The organism is Pseudomonas sp. S2_E01 (assembly GCF_054668365.1).
Genome location: NZ_CP162762.1, coordinates 5,451,272 through 5,474,024, shown reverse-complemented (window position 1 = coordinate 5,474,024; position 22,753 = coordinate 5,451,272). Strand labels below are relative to the sequence as shown.

Sequence of the window (22,753 nt, the reverse complement as noted above, 5' to 3'; positions counted from 1 at the left end):
ACAGTGGACCGAGTTGTTCAGTAGAACTCGCTCTCCTGTGGGAGCGGGCTTGCCCGCGAAGGCGTCAGTTCTCACACTGCAGAATCAAAGCCCTACACCTTGCGCCAGACACTCGCCAACCAAGGCTGCTGCTCGCGCGGCAACCCCGTTGGCCGGTAGTAATGCTCCAACTCCACAAACCCCGCCTCGGTGAGCAACCCCTGCCACGCCGCCAGATCGTGATAGGCCCCATACCGCGAGCCGTTCCAGCCTTCCTGATTCTCGCCACGCGGATTGGAGCTGAACAACACTCCGCCCGGCTTCAAGGTGCCGTGCAATTGCTTCAAAACGCGAGGCAGCTCCTGACGGGGAATGTGAAACAGCACCGCATTGGCAAAAATGCCGTCGAAGCGTTCGGCTGGCAGGTCGAGCTTGAGGAAGTCCTGCTGCCACACCTCGCAACCACTGTCCTCGCGCGCCATCTGCGCAAACTTGTCCGAACCATCCAGGCCTACGGCGCGGTGGCCCAGGCGAGTGAAGGCTTGCAGGTCCCGCCCCGGGCCGCAGCCAAAATCCAGAATGTCGAACGGCGCCGCGCCCTGGACATGGCGCAACAGCGCGTCGATGTTCTGGCTCACATCATGATCGCGTGTCCCCTCACGAAAGCCTTCGGCCACTGAGTTGTAATGACCCAGCGTGGTGGCGGTGATTTGTTCGAGGTCGGTAGGAGACTGTTTCATGGTCGGCTGCACGGCAATGGGATTTGACCCAATATACGCTATGCCACTGGTCGCCCCTGTTACTTCTAACAGTATCGGTTCGCCGCTCGATGTCTCAGTCTGTGCCGATTGGGGCGAGGGACTGTCAGGCCGTGAATGCTCACCGCGACACACCGACGTTGACCGTTGTGGACCCGCGTTCGCGACCGATCCGCAGCGTCGGTTATTGTCGCCTGGCTGACGGGGAGGACATTGAATCGCGCGTCACCCGTCAGGTTTTCGATGAAGTGGGCCGCACGGTTGCAACCTGGGATCCACGACTTTTCGGCACTTCAACGAAAGCCAATCAGGCGACAGTGTTTGGACTGAGCGGCCAGCCTGTGCTGACGGAGAGTGTGGATGCAGGTTGGCAACTGAAACTGATGAATCACGCAGGTACACTGCACTCGGTTTGGGACGGCCGAGGCAACCAGACGCGATTCGAGTACGACGACCAGCAGCGTCCGCTGACGGTCATTGAACAGATGCGGGTCGTGGATCGGTTCAGTTACGGTGATGGGGCGGCCACGCGAAATCAATGCGGTCGGTTGATTCGTCATGATGATCCGGCGGGCTCCGGCATCATTGATGAGTATGGATTGCTCGGTACTGCGTTGGTTGAAAGTCGGCGCTTTCTCAACGAATTGGAAACGCCCGACTGGCCCCTTGATCTCGAAGAGCGAGAGCAACGGCTGGAACAGCAGTCCTATGTGACACGTCACGCTTTTCTTCCCACGGGAGATGTTGAACATCAGACCGATGCCATGGGTAACGTCCGAAGCTTCGTTTACGACGTGGCGGGCAGCCGGCGCGAAAGCTGGTTGGTGGTGACAGGGAAACCGCCGCAGTGCCTGGTCAGACATATTCATTACAACGCCCTAGATCAGGTCGAGTGCGAGACCGCTGGCAACGGCGTACGTACGCTATTCTTCTACGGCGACGATGATGGTCGCTTGCTGAACTCCGTTGCATCGGTGGGCACACAGGCGCCGTTGCAAGATCTGAACTACACCTACGATCCGGCGGGCAACATCACCGAGTTGGAAGACAAGGCCCAATCGGTAACCTGGTTCAACAACCAGCGCGTCGAACCGATCATCCGTTACCGTTATGACAGCCTGTACCAACTGATCGAAGCTTCAGGTTGGGAAGTCGTTACTCCGAGCCACGGCCCTGCATTACCCGCCTTACTCCCCATCCCGCTGGCCCCCAACCAACGGCGCAACTACACCCAGGGTTTCGACTACGACAAGGCCGGTAACCTGATCAACCGCCATCACAGCAACGCCCCCGGTTTGACGATGTTCACGTCGGCTCACAGCAACCGAAGCTTGCCCCAACGTGAGGACGGATCGCTGCCCGGCGAGCCCGATATTGACGCGGGTTTCGACGCCGCTGGCAACCAGCTGGCATTACAGCGCGGACAAGTCATGACCTGGGACACACGCAATCAATTGAGCCGGGTGACCTTGGTCAGCCGCCACGATGACCCCGGCGATGATGAGCGATACGCCTATGATCGTCCGGGTCACCGGGTGCGTAAGGTAAGCGTGAGCCACAACAGTCGCCGCGCGTTGCAAGTAGAAGTCCGCTACCTGCCCAACCTTGAGATACGCCGTCAGGCTGATGGTGAAGAGCACCACGTGATTTCGATCGAAGCGGGGCGCAGTAGCGTTCGAGCACTGCATTGGCCGCAAGGTGTGTATGCCGATCAACTGCGTTACAGCCTAGGCGATCATCTGGGCTCCTGCACGCTCGAACTGGACCAGGACGCGGATGTGCTGACGCAGGAGCACTACTATCCCTTCGGTGGTACCGCTTGCTGGGCGGGCAAGTCCGAATGGGTGGCGAAGTACAAGAACCTGCGCTATTCGTGTCGGGAGCGTGATGCCACCGGGTTGTACCACTACGGGCATCGTTATCTGGCGCCTTGGCTCCAGCGCTGGATCAGCCCAGACCCGGCCGGGCAGGTGGACGGGCCCAATCTTTATGCGATGGTGCGGAACAATCCGATCAACTTCTACGACTGGCAAGGCACGCTGTCGTTTCCGGTGGATATTTTCATCGCCGATATTGTCAATCCGATGAACAAGACCATAGGCACAGGATGGTTCGAAGAGTTGACCTGGAACCAGGAGCAAAGCGCGTTCATGAGTACCGGCCCGGTGTATGGCCGGGGAATGAACGTGATCGAAGGCGAAAATTCCGAGTGGTACCCGTCGTCCTCAGGCCAGGCCATTACCTTGTTTCGCGATCAGCAGGGAAAGCTCCGCCTGTTTGCCAACATGTACTTCCAGCATTTGGGCATGCAGCCGCAAATGGGGCTGCCGGTGTTCGCCGGGATATTGAAAGTCGACGAGCATGATGCGGGCAAATTCATATTCGACAACCATTCCGGGCATTACAAACCCGACTCCACGATCGATGTCGAGGGCTTGATCCGAGAACTCGGGCCGCCGCAGAACGCTGTGAGTTACGCTCCGATTCCTCAAGGCGCGGCGTTTGACTCGACACTCAGAATCAACGCCATCGGCTCGCCCGAAAGCTACGAGCGCCTGGTTAACATGTACAAAAAGGACTTCAATGGTTTGATCTCGTATTTGAAAAAGCAGGGCGTTTGGGAGGCAGCCAAAGAGCGCTGGGGTGAAAGCGCGGGCATGAACATCATCTTCAGGATGGAGGCGACGGGGATGACTGCCCAGCAAATCTACAACGAGGATTTGGCACGCAGTCATGCCCCGGCAGCCCCAGCAGCCCCAGCAGCCACAGCGCAGCCGGCGCCCCGCCCTGCCCAGGACTGGGCGGCCGCACCACCGCATCGGGAAAGACCGAAGAAGTCTTTCTTCAAGTCGTTGTTTGCCAGGCGTTGAAGGGGGCACCCACTCTCACCGCTTATTCAACCCCCGCGCCAACCGATCCCCACCCAACTGAATCACCGCCACCAACGCCACCAGCAACACAATCACCGTCAACATGATCTGGCTATCAAAACGCTGATACCCATACCGATACGCAATGTCCCCCAACCCTCCGGCCCCGATTGCTCCGGCCATGGCCGAGGAGTTGATCATGGTCACCAGGGTAATGGTGAAGCCGCCGACGATGCCGGGGAGCGCTTCGGGCAGGAGCACATGCCAGACGATGTGCCAGCGACGGCAGCCCATGGCCTGTGCCGCTTCGATCAAACCGTGATCGACTTCGCGCAGGCTGACTTCGGCGATCCGCGCGAAGAACGGCGTAGCAGCGATGGTCAGCGGCACCACGGCGGCCCACACGCCGTAGGTGGTGCCGACGATCAGGCGGGTGAACGGAATCAGCGCGACCATCAGGATCAGGAACGGAATGGAGCGGAACAGATTCACGAATGCGCCCAGTGCACGGTTCAACGCTGGGGCCTGGTAGATGCCTCCCTGGCCGCTGGTGACCAGGATCACCGCCAAGGGAATACCCGCCAGCAGCGCGATCAATGAGGACACACCGACCATCAGGAAGGTGTCGATGAAACCTTGTAGCAAGCGATCAAACCACATAGCCCAGCACCTCGACCTGTTGTGCCCAGTTTTGCGCACGCTGGCGCAACGATTCCGCCCCGAGCGTTGACCCGGACACCGCCAGCACCAATTGCCCCAGTGCATGCCCTTGAATGTGTTCGACACCGCCCTGGAGCAAGCGCACCCGTCCGCCGAGGGCGGCGAACAGGGCGGCGAGGTCCGGTTCATCGGTGGCGCTACCCGTGAGCTGCAGACGCAGGACCACCGCAGCTTCAGAAGAGGGCGGTTGCACGTGCAGGCGGCTTTGCAACTCGGCCGGCAAGCCATGCTGCAACGGGGCGAGCAAGGTCTTGCTGACCTCGTGCTGCGGGTTGCCGAAGACTTCCCACACAGGCCCTTGCTCGACAATGCGGCCGTGCTCCAGCACCACAACGCGGTCGCAGATGTCGCGGATCACGGCCATCTCATGGGTGATCAGCACAATGGTCAGGCCCAGGCGCCGGTTGATCTCGCGCAACAGGCCGAGGATCGACTGCGTGGTCTCCGGGTCCAGTGCCGAAGTGGCTTCATCGCACAGCAGAATATCGGGGTCGTGCACCAGGGCGCGGGCGATGCCGACGCGCTGTTTCTGTCCGCCGGAGAGCTGCGCCGGGTAAGCCTTGTGCTTGGCTTGCAGGCCCACCAGCTCCAGCAATTCACGGACTTTCTGCTCGCGTTTTTCTTTCGGTACGCCGGCGACCTTCAACGGCAGCTCGACGTTCTGCCACACGGTCTTGGCTGACATCAGGTTGAAGTGCTGGAAAATCATGCCGATGCGTCGGCGCAGCGTCACAAGGCGGTCTTCATCGAACTCGCCGATGTCGACCTGATCGATCAGCACGCGGCCGCTGCTCGGTTGTTCCAGTCGATTGATGGTACGGATCAGCGATGATTTGCCGGCGCCGCTGCGGCCGATGATGCCGAACACTTCACCACGCTGAATCGCCAGGTCGATGCCGTGCAACGCGGCCACTGGACCTTGCTGGCCGTTGTAGGTCTTGCCCAGGCCGATGAAGCGTACGTGCGCGTGATTGAGCTGCGGATGCAGGACTGTCTGTTCAACTTTATGGGGCGCTGGAGTTTCCAGTCGCAGTGGCGTCGCGGCACTCATTCTCAGCTTTCCCAACCGGCTTGATAGAGTTTGCCGTGAGCCTTGTCCAGCGCGGCGCGAACGGCAGGCGAGTGTTGGTAGATGTCGACGAACTTGATCAGCCGAGGATCGGTTTTGCTCTTGGGCTGAATGACGAACTGAATCACGTATTCCTTGTGGTCCAGGCCGTCGAACAGCAGTGCGGAACCGGCATCGAACGTCTTCGCCAGGCGGATGTAGGCCGGGTAACCCTGCACCAGGTCGGCGTCGTCGTAGGCGCGCACCAGTTGCACGGCTTCGACCTGCAGGATCTTGATCTTCTTCGGGTTGGCGATGATGTCTTCTTCGGTGGCCTTGTAGCCCACCCCTGGCTTGAGTGTGATCAGCCCTGCCTTGGCCAGCAGTTGCAAGCCGCGACCGCTGTTGATGGGGTCGTTGGCGATGGCCACGCTAGCGCCTTCTGGCAGTTCGTCGAAGCTTTTGTATTTCTTCGAGTAGAGGCCGACGTTGTTGATGATCCCTGGCGCGAACGGCACCAGGTCGAAACCGGCAGCGGCCTTGGCGTTTTCCAGGAACGGGATGTGCTGGAAGTAGTTCACGTCGATGTCGCCGGCCGCGAGGCTGACGTTGGGGGCGATCCAGTCAGTGAACTCCACCAGTTCGACTTTCAGGCCTTGTTTGCTGGCTTCATCGACGGCGGCCTCCAGCGGAATGGCGAAGGCGGCGGTGGTGCCGATTTTCAACGGCGCGTCAGCGGCGAAGGTGATGGAGCTGAAAAGGCCGAGGGCCAGGGCCAGTGCTTTGACTGGGTGGGAGAGGGTGTGTTTGGTCATGGTGGTTTTCCAGTCAGTATTTGAAATGTGTGCTGTTTGGTCTGGCCTCATCGCGGGCACGGCCGCTCCTTGTAGGAGCGGGCTTGCCCGCGATGCTTTTAACGCCGGTAAGCCGACCCGGTATGTTGCCCAGGCAAATGATCCCCTTCGCGAAACAGCTTCTGCCGCAAGCTGCCCTGGTCATACGCGGTCTTGTACGACCCGCGCCGCTGCAGCTCGGGGATCACCAGATCAATGAAATCGACATAACTTTCCGGCGTGACAATGCGCGTCAGGTTGAACCCGTCCAGGCCGGTTTCGGCGATCCATGATTCCAGCTCATCGGCCACTTGCTCGGGCGAGCCGACCACGGTGATGTAACGACCGCCGAGGGCGTGTTGTTCAAGCAGTTTGCGGCGGGTCCAGTCGTTGTTTTTCAGGTGCTGGGTGGCCGACTGGATCGCGTTGCTCTTCACGTACTGGATCGGCTCGTCGATGGCGTACTCGGAAAAATCGATCCCGGTGGACGCCGAGAAATGCGCCACGCCGGCCTCGGCACTGGCGTAGCTCAGGTACTCGGCATGTTTGGCCCAGGCCTGTTCCTGGGTGGCGCCGACAATCACGTTCAGGCCCATGAACACTTTGATGTCTTGCGGGTTACGCCCGGCCTCGACAGCGCTGGCGCGTACCTTGTCCACTTGGACACGGGTCGATGGTTTGTCCCGACCGCTGATGAATACGCACTCGGCATGCTGGCCGGCGAAGCGCAGCCCACGGTCCGAACTGCCAGCCTGGAACAGTACCGGGGTGCGCTGCGGCGAAGGTTCGCAGAGGTGATAACCCTCGACCTGATAGAACTCGCCCCTGTGCTCGACCTTGTGTACTTTTTCCGGCTGCGCGTAGATGCGCTGGCTCGGGTCGTCGAGCACTGCGTCGTTTTCCCAGCTGCCTTCCCACAGCTTGTAGAGCACCTGCAAGTATTCGTCGGCCTGGTCGTAACGCCGGTCATGTTCCACCTGCTCCCTCAATCCCATGGCCTTGGCCGCGCTGTCCAGGTAGCCGGTGACAATGTTCCAGCCCACCCGGCCGCTGCTCAGGTGATCGAGCGTCGACATGCGTCGGGCGAACAGGTACGGCGGCTCGTAGGTCAGGTTCGCGGTCAGGCCGAACCCGAGGTTCTTCGTCACGGCCGCCATGGCCGATACCAGCAGTAGCGGGTCGTTGACCGGCAACTGAATCGACTCCTTGAGCGGCACGTCTGCCGAGTGCTGGTAGACGTCATACACGCCGACGATGTCGGCGATGAACAGCCCGTCGAACAGGCCACGCTCCAGCAATTGCGCCAGCTCGGTCCAGTAGTCGAGGGTCTTGTACTGGGTAGAGGTATCCCGTGGGTGCGTCCACAAACCATGGTTGATGTGCCCGATGCAGTTCATGTTGAACGCGTTGAGCAGGATCTTCTTTTTCGCCCCGGCCATCAGATCGTCCCCCGCAGTGGAGGATTCTCGTCGTTGAGGTAGTAGTTGCCCACGGCGTGATACTTCCAGCGCACCGGGTCGTGCAGCGTGTGGACCCGCGCGTTGCGCCAGTGGCGATCGTAACCGTGTTCGATCAGGGTGGCCTGGCTGCCGGCGAGTTCGAACAGCGTGCTACCAGCCGCGAGGGAGACTTCGGTGCTGATGGCGCGGGCTTCGGCGACTGCAATCGATGCCGCCGCGACTGTATCGGCGCGGGTGTCGGCCTGCGCCTTGTCGAGGAATTCACCGGCGCGCTCCAACAAGGCCTCGGCGGCATGCAAACGAATGCTCAGGTGGCCGAAGCTCTTGAGGGTCAGCGGGTCTTCGCTGGCTTTTTCATGGGTGGCGTCGATCCACGGGCGCGTCTTGGTCCGCACGAAATGCAGCGCGTCTTCAAAGGCTGCGCGAGCGATGCCAGTGTCGATGGCGGCGTGAAGAATTTGCGCCAGGGGGCCGACCGGGGTCGGGGTCTCGAATGCGCTTTGAAAAGGGATCACATCCTCGGTCGCAACAAATACGTCTTCGAACACCACTGAACCGCTGCCAGTGGTGCGTTGGCCGAAGCCGCTCCAGTCGTCGATCACCGTTAAACCTTTGCTGTCATGGGGTACGAAAGCAAGTTGCTGTACGCCGTTTTCGTCCACCACCGAAGTCGGGATGCGCTGCGCGTAGAGGGCGCCGGTGGCGTAGAACTTGCGCCCGTTGATGCGGTAGCCATCACCGTCGCGGCTCAAGCGCGTGGTGCGGTCGTGGGCGGTTTTGGTGCCAAGCTCGGCCAGCGCATTTCCGAAGCGTTGACCGGCGAGTACTTCGGCATAAAGACGCTTTTTCTGCTCGACGCTGCCGGTTACGCGCAGCACTTCGAGGGCGTAAAAATGGTTTTGCGGAATCTGTCCCAGGGAACCATCGGCCTGGGCGATCAGGGCGATCACCTTGGCCAGTGTGACATTGGAAACACCGGCGCCGCCGTATTCCCCGGGCACGCTGATGCCCCACAGGCCAGAGCGGGAAAATACTTCCAGCTCCGGGTACGGCAGACGGCGCTCGCGATCACGCAGTGCGCTGTCGCGTTTGAAATCTTCGGCCAGGTCAGTGGCGACGATCAGGGCTTGCTCATCGCTGGTGATGACCGCGACGGGACGAGAAAGAGGCATGTGTTTTCTCCAGGTGTCTGGTCGTTAAATCCAGGAATGACGAGCCGGCAATGTGCCGTTCAGTCGGTAGGCGCCGACGGCGTGGTATTTCCAACGCACGGGGTCATGCAGGGTGTGCACGCGTGCGTTTCGCCAGTGGCGGTCGAGGTTGAACTCGGCCAGGGTGGCGCGGCTTCCAGCCAGCTCGAACAGTTTCTCGCTGGCCGCCAGCGAGATCTCGGTGGTCAGTACCTTGGCCTCTGCCACGGCAATCGAGGCGCGTGCGGCAGACTCGGCGGTGAGCGGCGCGGCGTGCACCTGATCCAGTACTTGAGCGGCCTTGCGCAGCAGCGCCTCGGCGGCGTGCAGTTCGATCTTCAGTTTGCCGATGTCGGCGATCACATACAGGTCATCGCTGGCGCGTTCGACCTTGGCATCGATCCAGGGACGGGCGCGGGTTTTCACGAATTCGATGGCATCGTCGATGGCGCCACGGGCGATGCCTGCGTCGATGGCCGCTTGAATCAACTGCGACACCGCACCCTGGGTGTTGGGTTTTTCGTTGATCTTCCAGTTGTCCACCACCAGCTCGGCGTCGACCCGCACGTTATTGAGCAGGATGGTGCCGCTGGCGGTCGTACGCTGACCGAACCCGGACCAATCGTCGACGATACGCAGGCCTGGTGTGCCGCGACGAACGAAGGCCAGCACCTGCTTGCCCTCATCGTTCAGTGCCTTGACGGCGACCCAGTGCGCGAACAGGGCGCCGGTGGAGTAGAACTTCTGCCCGTTGATGATATATCCGTCGCCATCAGCGGTGATCCGCGCCTTGAGTTCCAGAGTGTGTTTGGTCCCGCGTTCAGGCCCTGCGTTACCGATGCGCCAGCCCTCGAGTACGCTTTTGAACAGCTGCTTTTTCTGCGCTTCGGTGGCGCTGCCGAGTACCAGATTGAGAATGCCGAACTGGTTCTGCGGGATCTGGCCCAACGCCGGATCGGCAGCGGAAATGATCGCGAACACCTCAGCCAGGGTGACGAAAGAAACCTGCGGCCCCCCGTATTCGCGCGGTATGCCAATGCTGCCCAGGCCGCTGCGGGTGAACTGTTCAATTTCCGACCAGGGCAACTTGCGCTGACGATCGCGTCTGGCCGCCTGCAAGCGGGCGACCTGGGCCAGCTCGTGGGCTGCCTCGATGGCTTGGGCGTCGTTGCGCAGGACTTGGGCGGGTAACAACAACGGGGCGATGTCCAAATCGCTCTGGACGATTGCGTCTGCAAGACTGGACATCAGTGCCGCTCCTTGGCTGCATGCAATGCCCTGGCGATCTGCACTGGGGTGATTGTGTTCCGGACCATACCTACCTCACATCTCATGAACCGCCGCGGGGGCGGCGAAGTAAAAACAAGAAGGTCCGGTGGTCCGGTTCATATACCCTAAATGCGTATAAAAATTTAATAAACTAGATTTTTGGAATATGGATAGAAGTGTGTCTCTACCCACTGTGTGCCCGGCAACACTTGCTGGTGCAGCAACAGTGAAAAGGCGCACTTCGTTCAGTAACAAGGTACGAGGGTCAGGATGTTTCCTTCGTCCGGACCATCAGGCACGGGTTGCTGCAGCCGATTTTCAAGGTGCGTGCCGGCGCCCAGCGCGAGTTGTTACCGACCCGGTCAAGGATGCAATAGGTCACTTCGAGTCGCAGATCTTCGCCGGCTTCAAGAATGATCGACGGCGGTACCCAGACATGAATCGGCTGGCCGACTTCGCTGGCCTTGAGCCGTGGCAGGTCCATGCGCGCGTCACCCCAGCGGAGGGTGATTGCGTCATCGACGGCCATGTTCAGGTACGGCTCGATGGTCAGGGGAACGCCGCGCTTGATCTGGTTCGGGTTAACCCCCTGGCGCCGGATAGTTTCCGGGATGCTCACGGGTGCCAGGCTCTGGTTTTCGTCACCACACAAGGGGCATGGTCGGCCACCCGGGCAGTCGAGCTTTACCTGGATGCGCGTCATGGCGGACAGCGCAGGCCCCTGACCTACCTGCATGAGGCGGTAATGAATACGTGAGGAGCCATTGGCAACAAAGCTTTCGGGCACTCGAAGGTTCACTGCTTTGCCGACGTCCTGGCGGGTCAGCACCTTGGAGGCCACGTAGCAGTCGTCCCAGAACAATTCGATCAGATCCCCCTCGTCCATGCCGGGGTAGGGCGCCACTTCGATCAACAGGTGAGACGCCGACGTCATGTTGATGCCGCTTTTGTGGGATTGCGCCACCCTCGGTGGCGCGAGTTCGGATTTGTTCGTGGGGTTTTTCATTGGGTTCTCCTTGAGGCGAAGCAGCGAAGTCCGTTTCTGAAATAACTGAATGAACGAGTAACAAACGACTCATTACTTTGCATGACAATAAAAAGTATTTGGCTTGACCGAGCGCTAGATAAAAGTGCGCAGGAATAAGTGTCAATAGAGTGAGGGGATGAAGTATCGCATCGGTAGTTATTCAGAAAGCTCCTACGCGTGCGGGTTAATAGGCAGCGCCGCATTGGCGAAGATGGCCACAGAATCCGCCGTTTTTCGCAGCTTTTTACTTCAGTCCTTTACGAAGGCTGGTTTGAATGTCAGTGAATGGTAGGCGACAGGAATTTGTAGCAGGACATAAATATGTACCGCACCAGAAATCGGCGGAGGGGAGAAATTATGAGGGTATTTGCGCAGGGTGTAATGGTCGATTTAACAACTTCCATCCATGGAAGTCTATATGTACATGCTGGGTTTAGTTGTGGGTGTTGTTCAGGAATTTGCTAAGAAACTGTTGGGTCCTTACTTCTTTTGGATTGGCAAACAGCGCCTTGGCTTCGCCTTGTTCAACGATCACGCCCTTGTCAAAAAACACCACACGATTGGCCACGTCACGGGCAAAAGCCATTTCGTGGGTGACGATCACCATGGTGCGTTTTTCTTCGGCCAGGCTGCGAATGGTCGACAACACTTCACCCACCAGTTCCGGGTCGAGCGCCGAAGTCGGCTCGTCGAACAGGATCACTTCCGGCTCCATCGCCAGCGCGCGGGCGATGGCCACGCGTTGTTGCTGACCACCGGAGAGGCGTCGCGGGTAAGCGTCTTCCTTGCCCGCCAGCCCGACCCGGGCCAACAACTTCTTGCCCAGGGCAATGGCTTCGGCAGGCGGCGTCTTCTTCACCACGATCGGTCCTTCGACGACGTTTTCCAGGGCCGTGCGATGGGGGAACAGGTTGAAGTTCTGGAACACGAAGCCCACATGCTGGCGCAAGCGTCGCACCAGGCTCTGCTGCTGGTTCAACGGGCGGTTGCCATCGATCTCGATGTCACCGACCTTGATCCGGCCGCTGCTGGGTTCTTCAAGAAAGTTCAGGCAACGCAGGAACGTGGTTTTGCCCGAGCCGCTCGGCCCGATGATCGCCACGACCTCGCCTTCCTTCACCTCGAGATCGATGCCGTTGAGCACAACGTGACCCTTGAACTGCTTTGTCAGTTTTTCCACGACAATCATGGGGTCAGGACTCCTGGTCGTGCCGATTGACCCGCGCTTCCAACTGGTTCTGCAGGTGCGAAAGCACCGTCGCCAGAACCCAGTAGATCAGCGCGGCTGCCAGATACATGGTGAAAATCTCGAAAGTTCGGGCGGTGATCAACTGCGCCTGGCGGAACAGTTCCGGCACCTGGATGGTGGCGGCCAGTGCCGTGTCCTTGACCAGCGAGATAAAACTATTGCCCAGCGGCGGCAGGGCCGTGCGCATGGCCTGCGGCAGGATGGCCCGGCGCAGGGTCTGCGCGCGGGTCATGCCGATGCTGGCCGCGGCTTCCCACTGGCCGCGCTCGATGGAGCTGATGGCGGCACGCAGGATTTCGCAGGCATAGGCCGCCATGTTCAGCGAGAAGCCGATCAGGGCAGCCGGCAGCGGATCAAGTTCGACACCCAATTGCGGCAAGCCGTAATAGATCACGAACAGCTGCACCAGCAACGGCGTGCCGCGAAAGAACGACACGTAGATGCGGGCAATCCAGCTCACCAGTTTGAAGCGCGACAGACGCATCAAGGCCAGGCCGAAGCCCATCAGCAGCCCGAAGAACATGCCGCCCAGGCTGAGGATCACTGTGTAGTACGCGCCCTTGAGCAGAAAGGGCGCGGAATCCAGTGCGAGTTGGAAAGCTTCTTCCATTATTTAGTGACGTCAGCGTTGAAGTATTTCTCGGAGAGTTTGGCCAGGGTGCCGTCGGCACGCAGTTTGTCGATGGCCTTGTTCACAGCGGCCAGCAGCTCTGGTTCACCTTTGCGCAGGGCGATACCGGCTTCCTGACGGGAGAACGCTTCACCGGCGGCGGTGGTGTCCTTGGCTTTCTTGGCGTATTCCAGCGCGGCCAGACGGTCGATCAGGATGGCGTCGATGCGGCCAACACGCAGGTCCTGGAACTTGGTCGGGTCGTCTTCATAGGTGCGCACGTCTGCGCCAGGCACATTGGCTTTGACCCACTGTTCGTAGTTGGTGCCCAGGCCCACGCCGACTTTCTTGCCGGACAGGTCTTGTGCAGTCTTGATGGTGTCCTTGTTCTTGGTCAGAACCAGTGCCTGAATACCGGAAACGGTGTACGGCTCGGAGAAGTCATACTTCTTCTTGCGCTCTTCGGAGATGGTCACCTGGTTGATCACTGCGTCCAGGCGCTTGGATTCCAGGGCTGCGAGGATGCCGTCCCATTTGGTCGGTTGCAGTTTGACCTTCACGCCCAGCTCTTTGGCCAGAGCTTCGGAGAACTCCACTTCGAACCCGGCCAGTTTGCCGTCGGCGTCGACGAAACTGAACGGTGGGTAGGTGCCTTCCAGGCCGACGTTGATCACGCCCGCGTCCTTGATTTTTTGCAGCTGCTCACCGGCAACCGCTTGCCCCAGCAGACCGGCGCTCAGCGCCAGGCCCAGCGAACCAACCAGCAGATTTCGACGTAGTGCGGAAAAATTCATGACAAGCCCCTGTGTTTTCTTATGAAGACGCTTCGAGTGTTGGCGTAATCGGGATTTGAACGACTGCAATATCCTGCCTTAAAGCAGCTTATGCGTCTCTCGGCAATTTGCCTGCTGTATGACTATATGATGGCTTTTTTAGATTGGAAAATAATGAATGTTATTTTTAATATTCCATTCAGGAATAAATGCTATTCCTGTAGGAGCGAGCATGCTCGCGATGGTCGCCAACGATGACGCGGGCTGTCTGAACGCCCGCGGTGTCTGGACCTCCATCGCGAGCATGCTCGCTCCTACAGGTTCCGCGTGATCGTGGCGGGCGATCCGTGCTTACAGAAAATCCTTATAGGCAAACAACGCCGGTGCGCCACCGGTGTGCAGGAAAATGACAGGCCCCTCGTCGAAACGCTGGCGACCAATGCCGTCGAGCAACCCGGCCATGGCCTTGCCGGTGTAGACCGGGTCCAGCAGCAGGCCTTCCTGGCTCGCCAGCAGCTTCACCGCCGCCAGGGTTCCGGCATTGGGTTCGCCGTAGCGCGGCGCGAAATATTCGTCCCACAACTGGACTTTGAAAGCGGCGGGTACGTTCACTTCCAGCAGCGCTGCGGTGCGCTCTGCCAGGCCCTGGACCTTGGGTCGTTGGTCCTCGTCAGTACGCGACACTGTCACGCCAATTACCGGCAGATCCGGCAGGGCTTCGCTCAACGCCAATGCCAGTCCGCTGTGGGTACCGGCGCTGCCCGAGGCCAACACCACCGCGGCGAAATTCAGGCCGGTGTCCTTGATCTGCTCGGCCAGCTCCAGGCCGGCTCGAACGTAACCCAGGGCTCCCAAGGCATTGGAGCCTCCAATGGGCACCAGATAAGGTTTTTTGCCAGTGGTGCGCAAGCGCACCGCCAGTGCCTGGAGTTGCTCATCGGCGTTGTCGAGATTCTCGACCAGCTCTACCTTTGCATCGAACAGATCCAGCAGCAGCCGATTGCCATTGCCGACGAAGTTGGCATCGTCAGAGCCCAGGGGGTTTTCCAACAGCGCGACGCAGCCCAGTCCGAGCCGGGCGGCAAGGGCAGCGGTCTGGCGCACGTGGTTGGATTGCAGCGCGCCGGCGGTGATCAGCGTGTCCGCACCCTGCGCCAGGGCATCGGCCCCCAGGTATTCGAGTTTGCGCAGTTTGTTGCCACCCATCGCCAGCGGCGTCAAATCGTCGCGTTTGACATAAATGTCGCGCCCCAGCCAGGTCGAAAGGCGCCCGAGTTTTTCCAGAGGGGTCGGGTGGCTGAGCAAGTCGAGGCGGTCGAAACGAGCGAGCTGTTGTTTGATCATGGGTCCGTACTGGGGATGGGCAAGTCAGGACTATAAGCACGGCTATAGAAGGGGGCAACCGCCAATCGTTTATAGCCAAAAGTGCTTAGTACAGCACAATCGGTTCTTAATTCGGCCTCCAACGCTTGCCGTAAAGTAATCGCCGTCAGCGCGGTCAGACAGTCCGGCCGCCCGTGTGGAGTTTTTACCGTGAGTGAGCGTTCCAGCCATTGGCAATTGCAGACCATCGTCAGCCAACTGCGTAGCGCGCGCGATCAGTGGCGTACGCAAAACGGCCGAGCCAGTGGCGAGCAGGGCGGCCGAGAACTGCCGTCGCGTGCGGCCATGGCAGACATTCTGGAAGCGTTGTGTGGCGCGTTGTTTCCCATGCGCCTGGGGCCGGTGGACTTGCGCGAAGAAAGCGAAGACTTCTACGTCGGTCACACCCTCGACGTTGCGTTGAATGCGCTGCTCGGCCAGGCACGCCTCGAACTGCGTTACGTCGCTCGTCACAACGCCGAGGCCGATACCGAGGTCGAGGCGAAAACCATCGCCATCATTCAAGAGTTCGCCCTGGCCCTACCGGGCTTGCGCAGCCTTCTGGATACCGACGTGCTGGCGGCCTATCACGGCGATCCGGCGGCGCGCAGCGTCGATGAAGTGTTGCTGTGCTATCCGGGCATCCTGGCGGTGATTCACCATCGCCTGGCCCACCATCTCTACCGGGCCGGGCTGCCCTTGCTGGCGCGGATCAGTTCGGAAATCGCCCACTCGGCGACGGGCATCGACATTCACCCCGGCGCGCAGATCGGCCGCAGTTTCTTCATCGACCATGGGACCGGCGTGGTGATTGGCGAGACGGCAATCATCGGCGAGCGCGTGCGCATTTATCAGGCCGTGACCCTGGGGGCCAAGCGTTTCCCGGCGGATGAAGACGGCCAGTTGCAGAAGGGTCATCCACGGCACCCGATCGTCGAAGATGATGTGGTGATCTATGCCGGCGCGACCATCCTCGGGCGGATCACCATCGGCAAAGGCTCGACCATCGGCGGTAACGTTTGGCTGACCCGCAGCGTGCCGGCGGGGTCGAACCTCACGCAGGCCAATCTGCAGCATGATGATGGGACGCAGAAGTAGGGTGTTGCTCTGGCCATTGAACTCTGTAGGAGCGGGCTTGCCCGCGATAGCGGTAGGTCGGTCAATGGATAAAGGACACTGACACGCAGCCATCGCGGGCAAGCCCGCTCCCACAATATTGAGAGTTAGGTGCTACACAAACACGACCGCCCAGCCTTGCGATTAGTCCTTAGCAGCCTATCCATGTTTAAATTGAACGCTCATTCAAGTTAAACCGGTGGTTCGCCGCCCGCTCACAACAGGAGGCCTGCCTTTGCTGAGTCCGAATTTCACAGCCACGTTTTACTGCTTGGAGGTGCACCGTTAATGAGTGCATCGTCCCTTCCCGCCACCGAACAGGTGCGCATGAACCCGCCGGTTTTTTACTTCGCGGCGACCTTCATCCTGCTGTTCGGTGTCGTTGTCATCTGTATGCCGGAACAGGCCGGTGCCTGGCTTCTTGAGGCGCAAAACTGGGCCGCCAATACGGTCGGCTGGTACTACTTGCTGGCGATGACGCTGTATCTGGTCTTCGTGGTGGTCACCGCCTTGTCCGGCTACGGCAAGATCAAGCTCGGTGCCGACCACGACGAGCCCGAATTCAGTTACCTGTCCTGGGCCGGCATGCTGTTCGCCGCCGGCATCAGCATCACGCTGTTCTTCTTTTGCGTATCCGAGCCGCTGACCCACCTGGCGCAACCGCCGCAAGGGGAGGCCGGAACGGCGGACGCGGCGCGCCAGGCGATGCAGATTCTTTTTCTGCACTGGGGTCTGCATGGCTGGGGCGTGTTTGCCTTCGTCGGCATGGCGCTGGCCTACTTCGCCTACCGTCACAACCTGCCGCTGGCCCTGCGCTCGGCGCTGTATCCGCTGATTGGCAAACGCATCAACGGTCCGATCGGTTACGCGGTGGACGGCTTTGGCATCATCGCCACGGTATTTGGTCTCGGCGCCGATATGGGTTTTGGCGTGTTGCACCTCAACTCGGGTCTGGACTACCTGTTCGGCATCGCTCACACCCAATGGGTACAGGTGGGGCTGATTACCCTGATGATGGGCGCGGCGATCATCGTTGCCGTCTCGGGAGTCGACAAAGGCGTGCGGGTGATGTCCGACATCAACATGCTGCTCGCCTGCGCATTGCTGCTGTTCGTGTTGTTTGCCGGACCCACGCAACATCTGCTCAATACCCTGGTGCAGAATATCGGCGACTACCTCGGCGCGCTGCCGATGAAAAGTTTCGATCTCTATGCCTACGACAAACCCAGCGACTGGCTCGGCGGCTGGACAGTGTTCTACTGGGCCTGGTGGATTGCCTGGTCGCCGTTCGTGGGGCTTTTCATTGCGCGGATCTCCCGTGGCAGGACCATTCGCGAATTCGTCTTCGGCGTGTTGTTGATTCCACTGGGGTTCACCCTGGCGTGGATGTCGATCTTCGGCAATAGCGCCATCGACCAAGTGCTCAATCATGGCATGTCAGCGCTGGGCCTGTCGGCCGTCGAGAACCCGTCGATGACCTTGTACCTGCTGCTGGAAACCTACCCGTGGAGCAAAACCGTGATCGCGGTGACGGTTTTCATCAGCTTCGTGTTCTTCGTCACTTCGGCCGACTCCGGCACCGTGGTGTTGTCGACGTTGTCTGCCAAGGGCGGGAACCCGGACGAAGACGGGCCGAAATGGCTGCGGGTGTTTTGGGGCGCGATGACCGCGCTGGTGACCAGCGCGCTGTTGTTCTCCGGCAGCATCGATGCGTTGAAGTCGGCGGTGGTGCTGACCTCGTTACCGTTTTCGATGATCCTGCTGCTGATGATGTGGGGGCTGCACAAGGCGTTCTTCCTGGAGTCGCAGAAGCAGATCGCACAGTTGCATTCGCTGGCGCCAGTGTCCGGGGCGCGACGGGGCGGCTGGCGTCAACGCTTGAGCCAGGCGGTGCATTTCCCGTCGCGCGATGAGGTTTACCGCTTCATGGAAAGCACGGTGCGGCCGGCCATCGAAGAGGTGACGGCGGTGTTCGTTGAAAAGGGGTTGAACGTGGTCACCGTACCGGACCCTGCCCATGACAGCGTCAGCCTGGAAATCGGTCACGGCGATCAGCATCCGTTCATCTATCAGGTGCAGATGCGTGGCTACTTCACGCCGTCGTTCGCACGGGGTGGCATGGGCTCCAAGCAGCTCAACAACCGGCGTTACTACCGCGCCGAGGTGCATCTGAGTGAAGGCAGCCAGGACTACGACCTGGTGGGCTACACCAAGGAGCAGGTGATCAACGACATCCTCGATCAGTACGAGCGGCACATGCAGTTTTTGCACCTGGTACGTTGATCAGGTTTGTTCGGTTAAGGCCATGAACAACACCAGCGCAGCCACCGGCACGCCGAACACGATGCTGCCCACCACCATCTCGGTGGTCACTGGCTGGCCCGCCGTGACCACCCCTATGGCGCCGTTGATCATCGTCAGGGCCAGCCACAGGACGATGAAGCTGTAGGTCAGCGTCTGGCGACCGAAGCCGATCTTCTCGCCGATGAACAGCATCAGCGCCAGGAGGATCAGGCCGAAGGTGATGATGATGGTGGTGTGCATGGGGGTGGCCTGTTGGATGGGGGGCCTTCATCGCGGGCAAGCCCGCTCCCACAGTTTCGATGTTGGTCGCATTATTCGGTGCGACGCAAACCCCGTAGGAGCGGACTTGTCCGCGATGAATTCACCTCGGTTGTGGATTGAGCATAGTCACACCAGCCCCCCATTGGCGCGCAAAATCTGTCCGTTGACCCAAGCCGAATCCGGCCCGACCAGAAACGACACCACCCGCGCGATATCCTCCGGCTGACCCAGCCGTTCCAGCGGCGCCATCTTCGCGAAATTCTGGATCTGCTCCTCACTCTTGCCGTGCAAGAACAGGTCGGTCGCCACGGGGCCAGGCGCAACCGCGTTCACCGTGATCTGACGACCGCGCATTTCCTTGGCGAACACCTGAGTCAGGGATTCCACCGCCGCCTTGCTGGCGATGTACACCGCGTAACCTGGCAGGTTCATGCCGACAGTACTGCTGGAGAAATTGACGATGCGCCCGCCGTCATTCATCCGCGTGGCCGCTTCACGCAGGGTATTGAAAGTGCCGCGCGCGTGAATGTTGAAGGTTTGCTCAAATAACTCGTCGCTGTGCTGTGCCAGCGGCATGACCTTGAGAATGCCGGCGTTGTTGATCAGCACATCGACCTTGCCCAGTTGTGTTTCGGTTTCCTCGAACATCCGCCGCACGTCATCGGCGTTGGCTACGTCAGCCCTGATCGCTATGGCTCGATGACCCGCCTGGCGCAATTCCACCACCAGTTTCGAAGCTTCAGTGGCGCTGCTGGCGTAGTTGATCGCCACGGCGAAACCTTCGCTGGCCAGTTGTTTGGCAATCACTGCGCCGATACCGCGGGAGGCGCCGGTGACAATGGCAACTTTCGATTGTTGAGCAGTCATGGTGCGGGTTCCTGTCGATGAAGAGTGGAGCCAATCTCACATGTTTACTCAACCTGATAAATGCACGAGAGTTGCCTTGACTGTTCAATAATCGCCAACAATCAGTGCTCAGGAGTTCGAGGTGGATCAAGTCAAGGCAATGAAGGTCTTTGTGCGGATCTACGAGCGCAGCAGCTTCACCCTGGCGGCCCAGGACCTGAACCTGCCGCGCGCCACGCTGACCCACACCCTGAATCAGTTCGAAGCCTGGCTCGGCACGCGTTTACTTGAGCGCAGTACGCGTAAGGTCCGTCCCACGCTGGATGGTGAAGCGTATTACCAGCGTTGCGTGCAGTTGCTGGCGGAGCTGGAAGATGCCGAACTGGCGTTTCGCGGCGTGGCGCCCAAAGGGCTGCTACGGGTGGATTTGCATGGCACCCTGGCCAGGAGCTTCGTCATTCCAGCGCTGCCGCAATTCATGGCGCGTTATCCCGAGATCGAGTTGTCGATCAGCGAGGCCGACCGTCTGGTGGACCTGATCAGTGAAGGCGTCGATTGCGTGCTGCGCGCCGGCACGCTGACCGACTCCACCCTGATCGGCAAACGCGTGGCCAATCTGCGCCAGATCACCTGCGCCAGCCCGTCCTACCTGCGCAAATACGGCGAACCGAAAAACCTCGACGACCTCAGGCACCATCGTGCGGTGAACTACGTCTCGCGCAGCAACGCCAAGCTGTTTCCATTCGAATTCCTGGTTGATGGCCAACTGCACGAAGTGCCAATCCCAAGCGCGATTTCGGTGTTCGGCGCCGAAATATACGCCGCCTCGGCCATCGCCGGCCTGGGCCTGATCCAGTGCCCGCAATACCGCATGCACACCCAGATCGCCCAGGGTCTGATCCAGGAAGTCCTGCCCGACACCCCGCCACCACCGATGCCTGTGTCGGTGCTGTACCCGCACAACCGCCACATGTCGCCCCGTGTGCGGGTGTTTGTGGACTGGTTGGGGGAGGTGTTTGCGGGGGCGCGGTAGCCATTGGTCTGGATGCAAGGTCGTTCCTGAGCTGACGGGCTAGTATTTTTCAAAGTGTGTATGGTGTGTATATTTGTTCAGCCTGTTCGCGTAGATTGCTCGAAGATTGCTGTCGAATAAGGCGAAGGAAATGCGGAGTCGGGAAATGATCAGGATGATCGAGGACGATGGTTGGTATCTGGTTGCCGTCAGAGGCAGCCATCATCAGTACAAACATCTCTGCAAGGCAGGGAGGGTGACGATCAAGCACCCTGATTCCGATCTTCCAAAAGGAACGATCAACAGCATATTGAAACAGGCGGGTCTGAAATGATGCCCGTGATCGAATTTGAAGGTCCCGTTGGGGACACTTCTCAGGAAGGATTCATCGACATGAAATTTCCAGTCGTTCTGCATAAGGATGCCGATTCGGACTACGGAGTGATCGTCCCGGATGTGCCGGGTTGTTTCTCCGCGGGCAGCACAGTGGCGCAGGCCCTTGATAGCGTGCAAGAGGCTTTGTCCCTGCATTACGAAGGGCTGGTGGCCGATGGTGACCCCTTGCCGCAAGTGCAGGAAATCGATGTGCACATCGCCAACCCCGATTACGCCGGAGGCGTTTGGGCGGTGGTGGAGTTCGATATCACGCCTTATTTCGGCAAGGCGGTGCGCTTCAATGCAACGCTGCCAGAGCAACTGCTTGAGCGAATCGACCAGACGGTAAGGCGCGACCAGCGTTACCGCTCAAGATCAGGTTTTCTGGCGGCAGCAGCGCTGCGTGAGCTGTCGACGTAGGAATCTGGCGAACGTTTTGTGAAACGTTTCAGCTAATAATCGAGTCAGAGGGTTTTTGGCGTTTGTCTGGGCGTATGCTGGGCGACTTGCGAAGCAGTCGATACCAACTTCAAGACAAACAAGAGAGGACTCGATGACTTACACCGCAGCCGAAAACCGCTATGAATCCATCCCTTATCGCCGCGTCGGTCGCAGCGGTCTGGTGTTGCCGGCCCTGTCCCTGGGCCTGTGGCACAATTTCGGCGACAGCACACCGATCGACACCCAGCGTGCCTTGCTGCGTACGGCGTTCGACCTGGGCATCAACCACTTCGACCTGGCCAACAACTACGGCCCGCCGTATGGCAGTGCCGAGATCAATTTCGGGCGTTTGCTGCGTGAAGACTTCAAGCCCTACCGCGACGAGTTGATCATCTCCAGCAAGGCCGGTTGGGACATGTGGCCGGGCCCATACGGGCAGGGCGGCGGGTCGCGCAAATACGTGCTGGCCAGCCTCGACCAGAGCCTGCAACGGCTGGGCCTGGACTATGTCGACATTTTCTACTCGCATCGTTTCGACCCGGACACGCCGCTGGAGGAAACGGCCAGCGCATTGGCCACGGCGGTGCAGCAGGGCAAGGCGTTGTACATCGGCATCTCGTCTTACTCCGGGGTGAAAACCCGCGAGATGGCCGCGTTGCTGAAAGAGTGGAAAGTGCCGCTGTTGATTCACCAGCCGGCGTATAACCTGCTCAATCGTTGGGTGGAAAAGGACCTGCTGGACGTCACCGATGAACTCGGCGCCGGTGTGATTGCTTTCACCCCGCTTGCCCAGGGGCTGCTGACGGACAAGTACCTCAACGGCGTGCCGGCCGATGCCCGTGTCAATCGTCCGGGAGGTGGTTCGTTACAGGCCTCGCACTTGTCCGAAGCCAACATCGCTCACGTGCGGGCGTTAAACGAGATCGCCCGGCGTCGTGGGCAAAGCCTGGCGCAACTGGCCTTGGCCTGGACCCTGCGCGATCCGCGGGTGACCTCGGCGCTGATCGGGGCGAGCCGGCCAGAGCAGATCGTCGAGAACGTGGGGGCGCTGAAGAGTTTGAGCTTCAGTGCCGAGGAACTGGCAGAGATTGACCGTTTTGCCCAGGAAGGCGGGATCAATCTTTGGGAGAAGCCTTCGTTGGCGCAGTGAGTGTTTGGCGCTGGATCCTCTGGCGCCTTTTCCTGACTCATCGCGAGCAGGCTCGCTCCCACAGGACGAGCGCGGTCTTCTGCAGGAGCGGGCTTGCCCG

The 22,753-nt window shown here is 59.9% G+C and carries 21 protein-coding genes; 7 read left to right on the top strand and 14 right to left on the bottom strand.

Annotated features, from left to right (window positions below; all coding sequences use genetic code 11):
• Positions 1–92: 92 nt before the first annotated feature.
• The gene (locus AB4O36_RS25220) at positions 93–719 is read right to left on the bottom strand and encodes a class I SAM-dependent methyltransferase (RefSeq protein WP_460140541.1); all 627 of its coding nucleotides are present in this window, start codon (positions 717–719) and stop codon (positions 93–95) included.
• 131 nt (positions 720–850) lie between these two features.
• Between AB4O36_RS25220 and AB4O36_RS25215 the strand changes: the two genes are divergently transcribed.
• Positions 851–3,607 (top strand): RHS repeat domain-containing protein, encoded by a 2,757-nt coding sequence (locus tag AB4O36_RS25215; RefSeq protein WP_460140540.1) that lies wholly within the window; start codon positions 851–853, stop codon positions 3,605–3,607.
• Positions 3,608–3,622: 15 nt separating this feature from the next.
• Here the strand turns inward: AB4O36_RS25215 and AB4O36_RS25210 are convergent, their stop codons facing one another.
• From AB4O36_RS25210 to AB4O36_RS25160, 11 genes are all read right to left on the bottom strand, one after another.
• Positions 3,623–4,267 (bottom strand): methionine ABC transporter permease, encoded by a 645-nt coding sequence (locus AB4O36_RS25210; RefSeq protein ID WP_460140539.1) that lies wholly within the window; start codon positions 4,265–4,267, stop codon positions 3,623–3,625.
• The gene (locus AB4O36_RS25205; protein WP_460140538.1) at positions 4,257–5,378 is read right to left on the bottom strand and encodes a methionine ABC transporter ATP-binding protein; all 1,122 of its coding nucleotides are present in this window, start codon (positions 5,376–5,378) and stop codon (positions 4,257–4,259) included. The genes AB4O36_RS25210 and AB4O36_RS25205 overlap by 11 nt, the downstream gene beginning before the upstream one ends.
• A gap of 2 nt (positions 5,379–5,380) precedes the next feature.
• Positions 5,381–6,190: a MetQ/NlpA family ABC transporter substrate-binding protein gene (locus tag AB4O36_RS25200; protein ID WP_460140537.1), complete on the bottom strand. Its 810-nt coding sequence runs from the start codon at positions 6,188–6,190 to the stop codon at positions 5,381–5,383.
• Between the two features lie 98 nt (positions 6,191–6,288).
• Complete coding sequence (locus tag AB4O36_RS25195; RefSeq protein WP_460140536.1) at positions 6,289–7,647, bottom strand: LLM class flavin-dependent oxidoreductase; 1,359 nt, start codon at positions 7,645–7,647, stop codon at positions 6,289–6,291.
• A complete protein-coding gene (locus tag AB4O36_RS25190) occupies positions 7,647–8,840 on the bottom strand; it encodes an SfnB family sulfur acquisition oxidoreductase (protein WP_460140535.1) in 1,194 nt (397 codons plus the stop codon). The genes AB4O36_RS25195 and AB4O36_RS25190 overlap by 1 nt, the downstream gene beginning before the upstream one ends.
• A gap of 24 nt (positions 8,841–8,864) precedes the next feature.
• Positions 8,865–10,106 carry an SfnB family sulfur acquisition oxidoreductase gene (locus AB4O36_RS25185; RefSeq protein WP_460140534.1) on the bottom strand — a complete coding sequence of 414 codons (1,242 nt, stop codon included), beginning with the start codon at positions 10,104–10,106 and terminating at the stop codon, positions 8,865–8,867.
• A 286-nt stretch (positions 10,107–10,392) separates the two neighbouring features.
• The gene (locus AB4O36_RS25180) at positions 10,393–11,133 is read right to left on the bottom strand and encodes a hypothetical protein (RefSeq protein WP_460140533.1); all 741 of its coding nucleotides are present in this window, start codon (positions 11,131–11,133) and stop codon (positions 10,393–10,395) included.
• Positions 11,134–11,587: 454 nt separating this feature from the next.
• Positions 11,588–12,343, bottom strand: a complete 756-nt coding sequence (gene tcyN, locus AB4O36_RS25175) for an L-cystine ABC transporter ATP-binding protein TcyN (RefSeq protein ID WP_460119116.1) — start codon at positions 12,341–12,343, stop codon at positions 11,588–11,590.
• Between the two features lie 4 nt (positions 12,344–12,347).
• Entirely contained in the window at positions 12,348–13,013 is a 666-nt protein-coding gene (gene tcyL, locus AB4O36_RS25170; protein WP_192307450.1) for a cystine ABC transporter permease, read from the bottom strand.
• A complete protein-coding gene (tcyJ, locus tag AB4O36_RS25165; RefSeq protein ID WP_460119114.1) occupies positions 13,013–13,807 on the bottom strand; it encodes a cystine ABC transporter substrate-binding protein in 795 nt (264 codons plus the stop codon). The genes tcyL and tcyJ overlap by 1 nt, the downstream gene beginning before the upstream one ends.
• A 330-nt stretch (positions 13,808–14,137) precedes the next feature.
• Positions 14,138–15,130 carry a D-cysteine desulfhydrase gene (locus AB4O36_RS25160; RefSeq protein WP_460140532.1) on the bottom strand — a complete coding sequence of 331 codons (993 nt, stop codon included), beginning with the start codon at positions 15,128–15,130 and terminating at the stop codon, positions 14,138–14,140.
• A gap of 189 nt (positions 15,131–15,319) precedes the next feature.
• On the opposite strand from AB4O36_RS25160, the gene epsC reads away from it, so the two are divergent.
• Together epsC and betT are read left to right on the top strand one after the other, a co-directional pair.
• Entirely contained in the window at positions 15,320–16,246 is a 927-nt protein-coding gene (gene epsC, locus AB4O36_RS25155; RefSeq protein ID WP_460119110.1) for a serine O-acetyltransferase EpsC, read from the top strand.
• A 306-nt stretch (positions 16,247–16,552) separates the two neighbouring features.
• Positions 16,553–18,547, top strand: coding sequence for a choline transporter BetT (betT, locus tag AB4O36_RS25150; protein ID WP_460140531.1), 1,995 nt, complete (start codon positions 16,553–16,555; stop codon positions 18,545–18,547).
• Here betT and AB4O36_RS25145 read toward each other — a convergent pair whose 3' ends face one another.
• Complete coding sequence (locus AB4O36_RS25145; protein WP_460140530.1) at positions 18,548–18,808, bottom strand: hypothetical protein; 261 nt, start codon at positions 18,806–18,808, stop codon at positions 18,548–18,550.
• Between the two features lie 147 nt (positions 18,809–18,955).
• The gene (locus AB4O36_RS25140; RefSeq protein WP_460140529.1) at positions 18,956–19,696 is read right to left on the bottom strand and encodes an SDR family oxidoreductase; all 741 of its coding nucleotides are present in this window, start codon (positions 19,694–19,696) and stop codon (positions 18,956–18,958) included.
• A gap of 121 nt (positions 19,697–19,817) precedes the next feature.
• Between AB4O36_RS25140 and AB4O36_RS25135 the strand changes: the two genes are divergently transcribed.
• The 4 genes from AB4O36_RS25135 to mgrA all read left to right on the top strand — a co-directional run bounded on the left by AB4O36_RS25135 (position 19,818) and on the right by mgrA (position 22,653).
• Positions 19,818–20,708 (top strand): LysR family transcriptional regulator, encoded by an 891-nt coding sequence (locus AB4O36_RS25135; protein WP_460119102.1) that lies wholly within the window; start codon positions 19,818–19,820, stop codon positions 20,706–20,708.
• A 130-nt stretch (positions 20,709–20,838) separates the two neighbouring features.
• A complete protein-coding gene (locus tag AB4O36_RS25130; protein WP_460119100.1) occupies positions 20,839–21,021 on the top strand; it encodes a type II toxin-antitoxin system HicA family toxin in 183 nt (60 codons plus the stop codon).
• Positions 21,022–21,080: 59 nt separating this feature from the next.
• Complete coding sequence (locus AB4O36_RS25125; protein WP_460119098.1) at positions 21,081–21,482, top strand: type II toxin-antitoxin system HicB family antitoxin; 402 nt, start codon at positions 21,081–21,083, stop codon at positions 21,480–21,482.
• A 133-nt stretch (positions 21,483–21,615) separates the two neighbouring features.
• Positions 21,616–22,653: an L-glyceraldehyde 3-phosphate reductase gene (mgrA, locus tag AB4O36_RS25120; protein WP_460140528.1), complete on the top strand. Its 1,038-nt coding sequence runs from the start codon at positions 21,616–21,618 to the stop codon at positions 22,651–22,653.
• The last annotated feature ends 100 nt before the right edge of the window (positions 22,654–22,753 follow it).

Excerpts from the sequence above, each read along its gene's own strand:
- AB4O36_RS25220 (WP_460140541.1), bottom strand. The coding sequence starts at position 719 with ATGAAACAGTCTCCTACCGACCTCGAACAAATCACCGCCACCACGCTG.
- AB4O36_RS25210 (WP_460140539.1), bottom strand. The coding sequence starts at position 4,267 with ATGTGGTTTGATCGCTTGCTACAAGGTTTCATCGACACCTTCCTGATG.
- AB4O36_RS25205 (WP_460140538.1), bottom strand. The coding sequence starts at position 5,378 with ATGAGTGCCGCGACGCCACTGCGACTGGAAACTCCAGCGCCCCATAAA.
- AB4O36_RS25200 (WP_460140537.1), bottom strand. The coding sequence starts at position 6,190 with ATGACCAAACACACCCTCTCCCACCCAGTCAAAGCACTGGCCCTGGCC.
- AB4O36_RS25195 (WP_460140536.1), bottom strand. The coding sequence starts at position 7,647 with ATGGCCGGGGCGAAAAAGAAGATCCTGCTCAACGCGTTCAACATGAAC.
- AB4O36_RS25190 (WP_460140535.1), bottom strand. The coding sequence starts at position 8,840 with ATGCCTCTTTCTCGTCCCGTCGCGGTCATCACCAGCGATGAGCAAGCC.
- AB4O36_RS25185 (WP_460140534.1), bottom strand. The coding sequence starts at position 10,106 with ATGTCCAGTCTTGCAGACGCAATCGTCCAGAGCGATTTGGACATCGCC.
- AB4O36_RS25180 (WP_460140533.1), bottom strand. The coding sequence starts at position 11,133 with ATGAAAAACCCCACGAACAAATCCGAACTCGCGCCACCGAGGGTGGCG.
- tcyN (WP_460119116.1), bottom strand. The coding sequence starts at position 12,343 with ATGATTGTCGTGGAAAAACTGACAAAGCAGTTCAAGGGTCACGTTGTG.
- tcyL (WP_192307450.1), bottom strand. The coding sequence starts at position 13,013 with ATGGAAGAAGCTTTCCAACTCGCACTGGATTCCGCGCCCTTTCTGCTC.
- tcyJ (WP_460119114.1), bottom strand. The coding sequence starts at position 13,807 with ATGAATTTTTCCGCACTACGTCGAAATCTGCTGGTTGGTTCGCTGGGC.
- AB4O36_RS25160 (WP_460140532.1), bottom strand. The coding sequence starts at position 15,130 with ATGATCAAACAACAGCTCGCTCGTTTCGACCGCCTCGACTTGCTCAGC.
- betT (WP_460140531.1), top strand. The coding sequence starts at position 16,553 with ATGAGTGCATCGTCCCTTCCCGCCACCGAACAGGTGCGCATGAACCCG.
- AB4O36_RS25145 (WP_460140530.1), bottom strand. The coding sequence starts at position 18,808 with ATGCACACCACCATCATCATCACCTTCGGCCTGATCCTCCTGGCGCTG.
- AB4O36_RS25140 (WP_460140529.1), bottom strand. The coding sequence starts at position 19,696 with ATGACTGCTCAACAATCGAAAGTTGCCATTGTCACCGGCGCCTCCCGC.
- AB4O36_RS25130 (WP_460119100.1), top strand. The coding sequence starts at position 20,839 with ATGCGGAGTCGGGAAATGATCAGGATGATCGAGGACGATGGTTGGTAT.
- AB4O36_RS25125 (WP_460119098.1), top strand. The coding sequence starts at position 21,081 with ATGAAATTTCCAGTCGTTCTGCATAAGGATGCCGATTCGGACTACGGA.
- mgrA (WP_460140528.1), top strand. The coding sequence starts at position 21,616 with ATGACTTACACCGCAGCCGAAAACCGCTATGAATCCATCCCTTATCGC.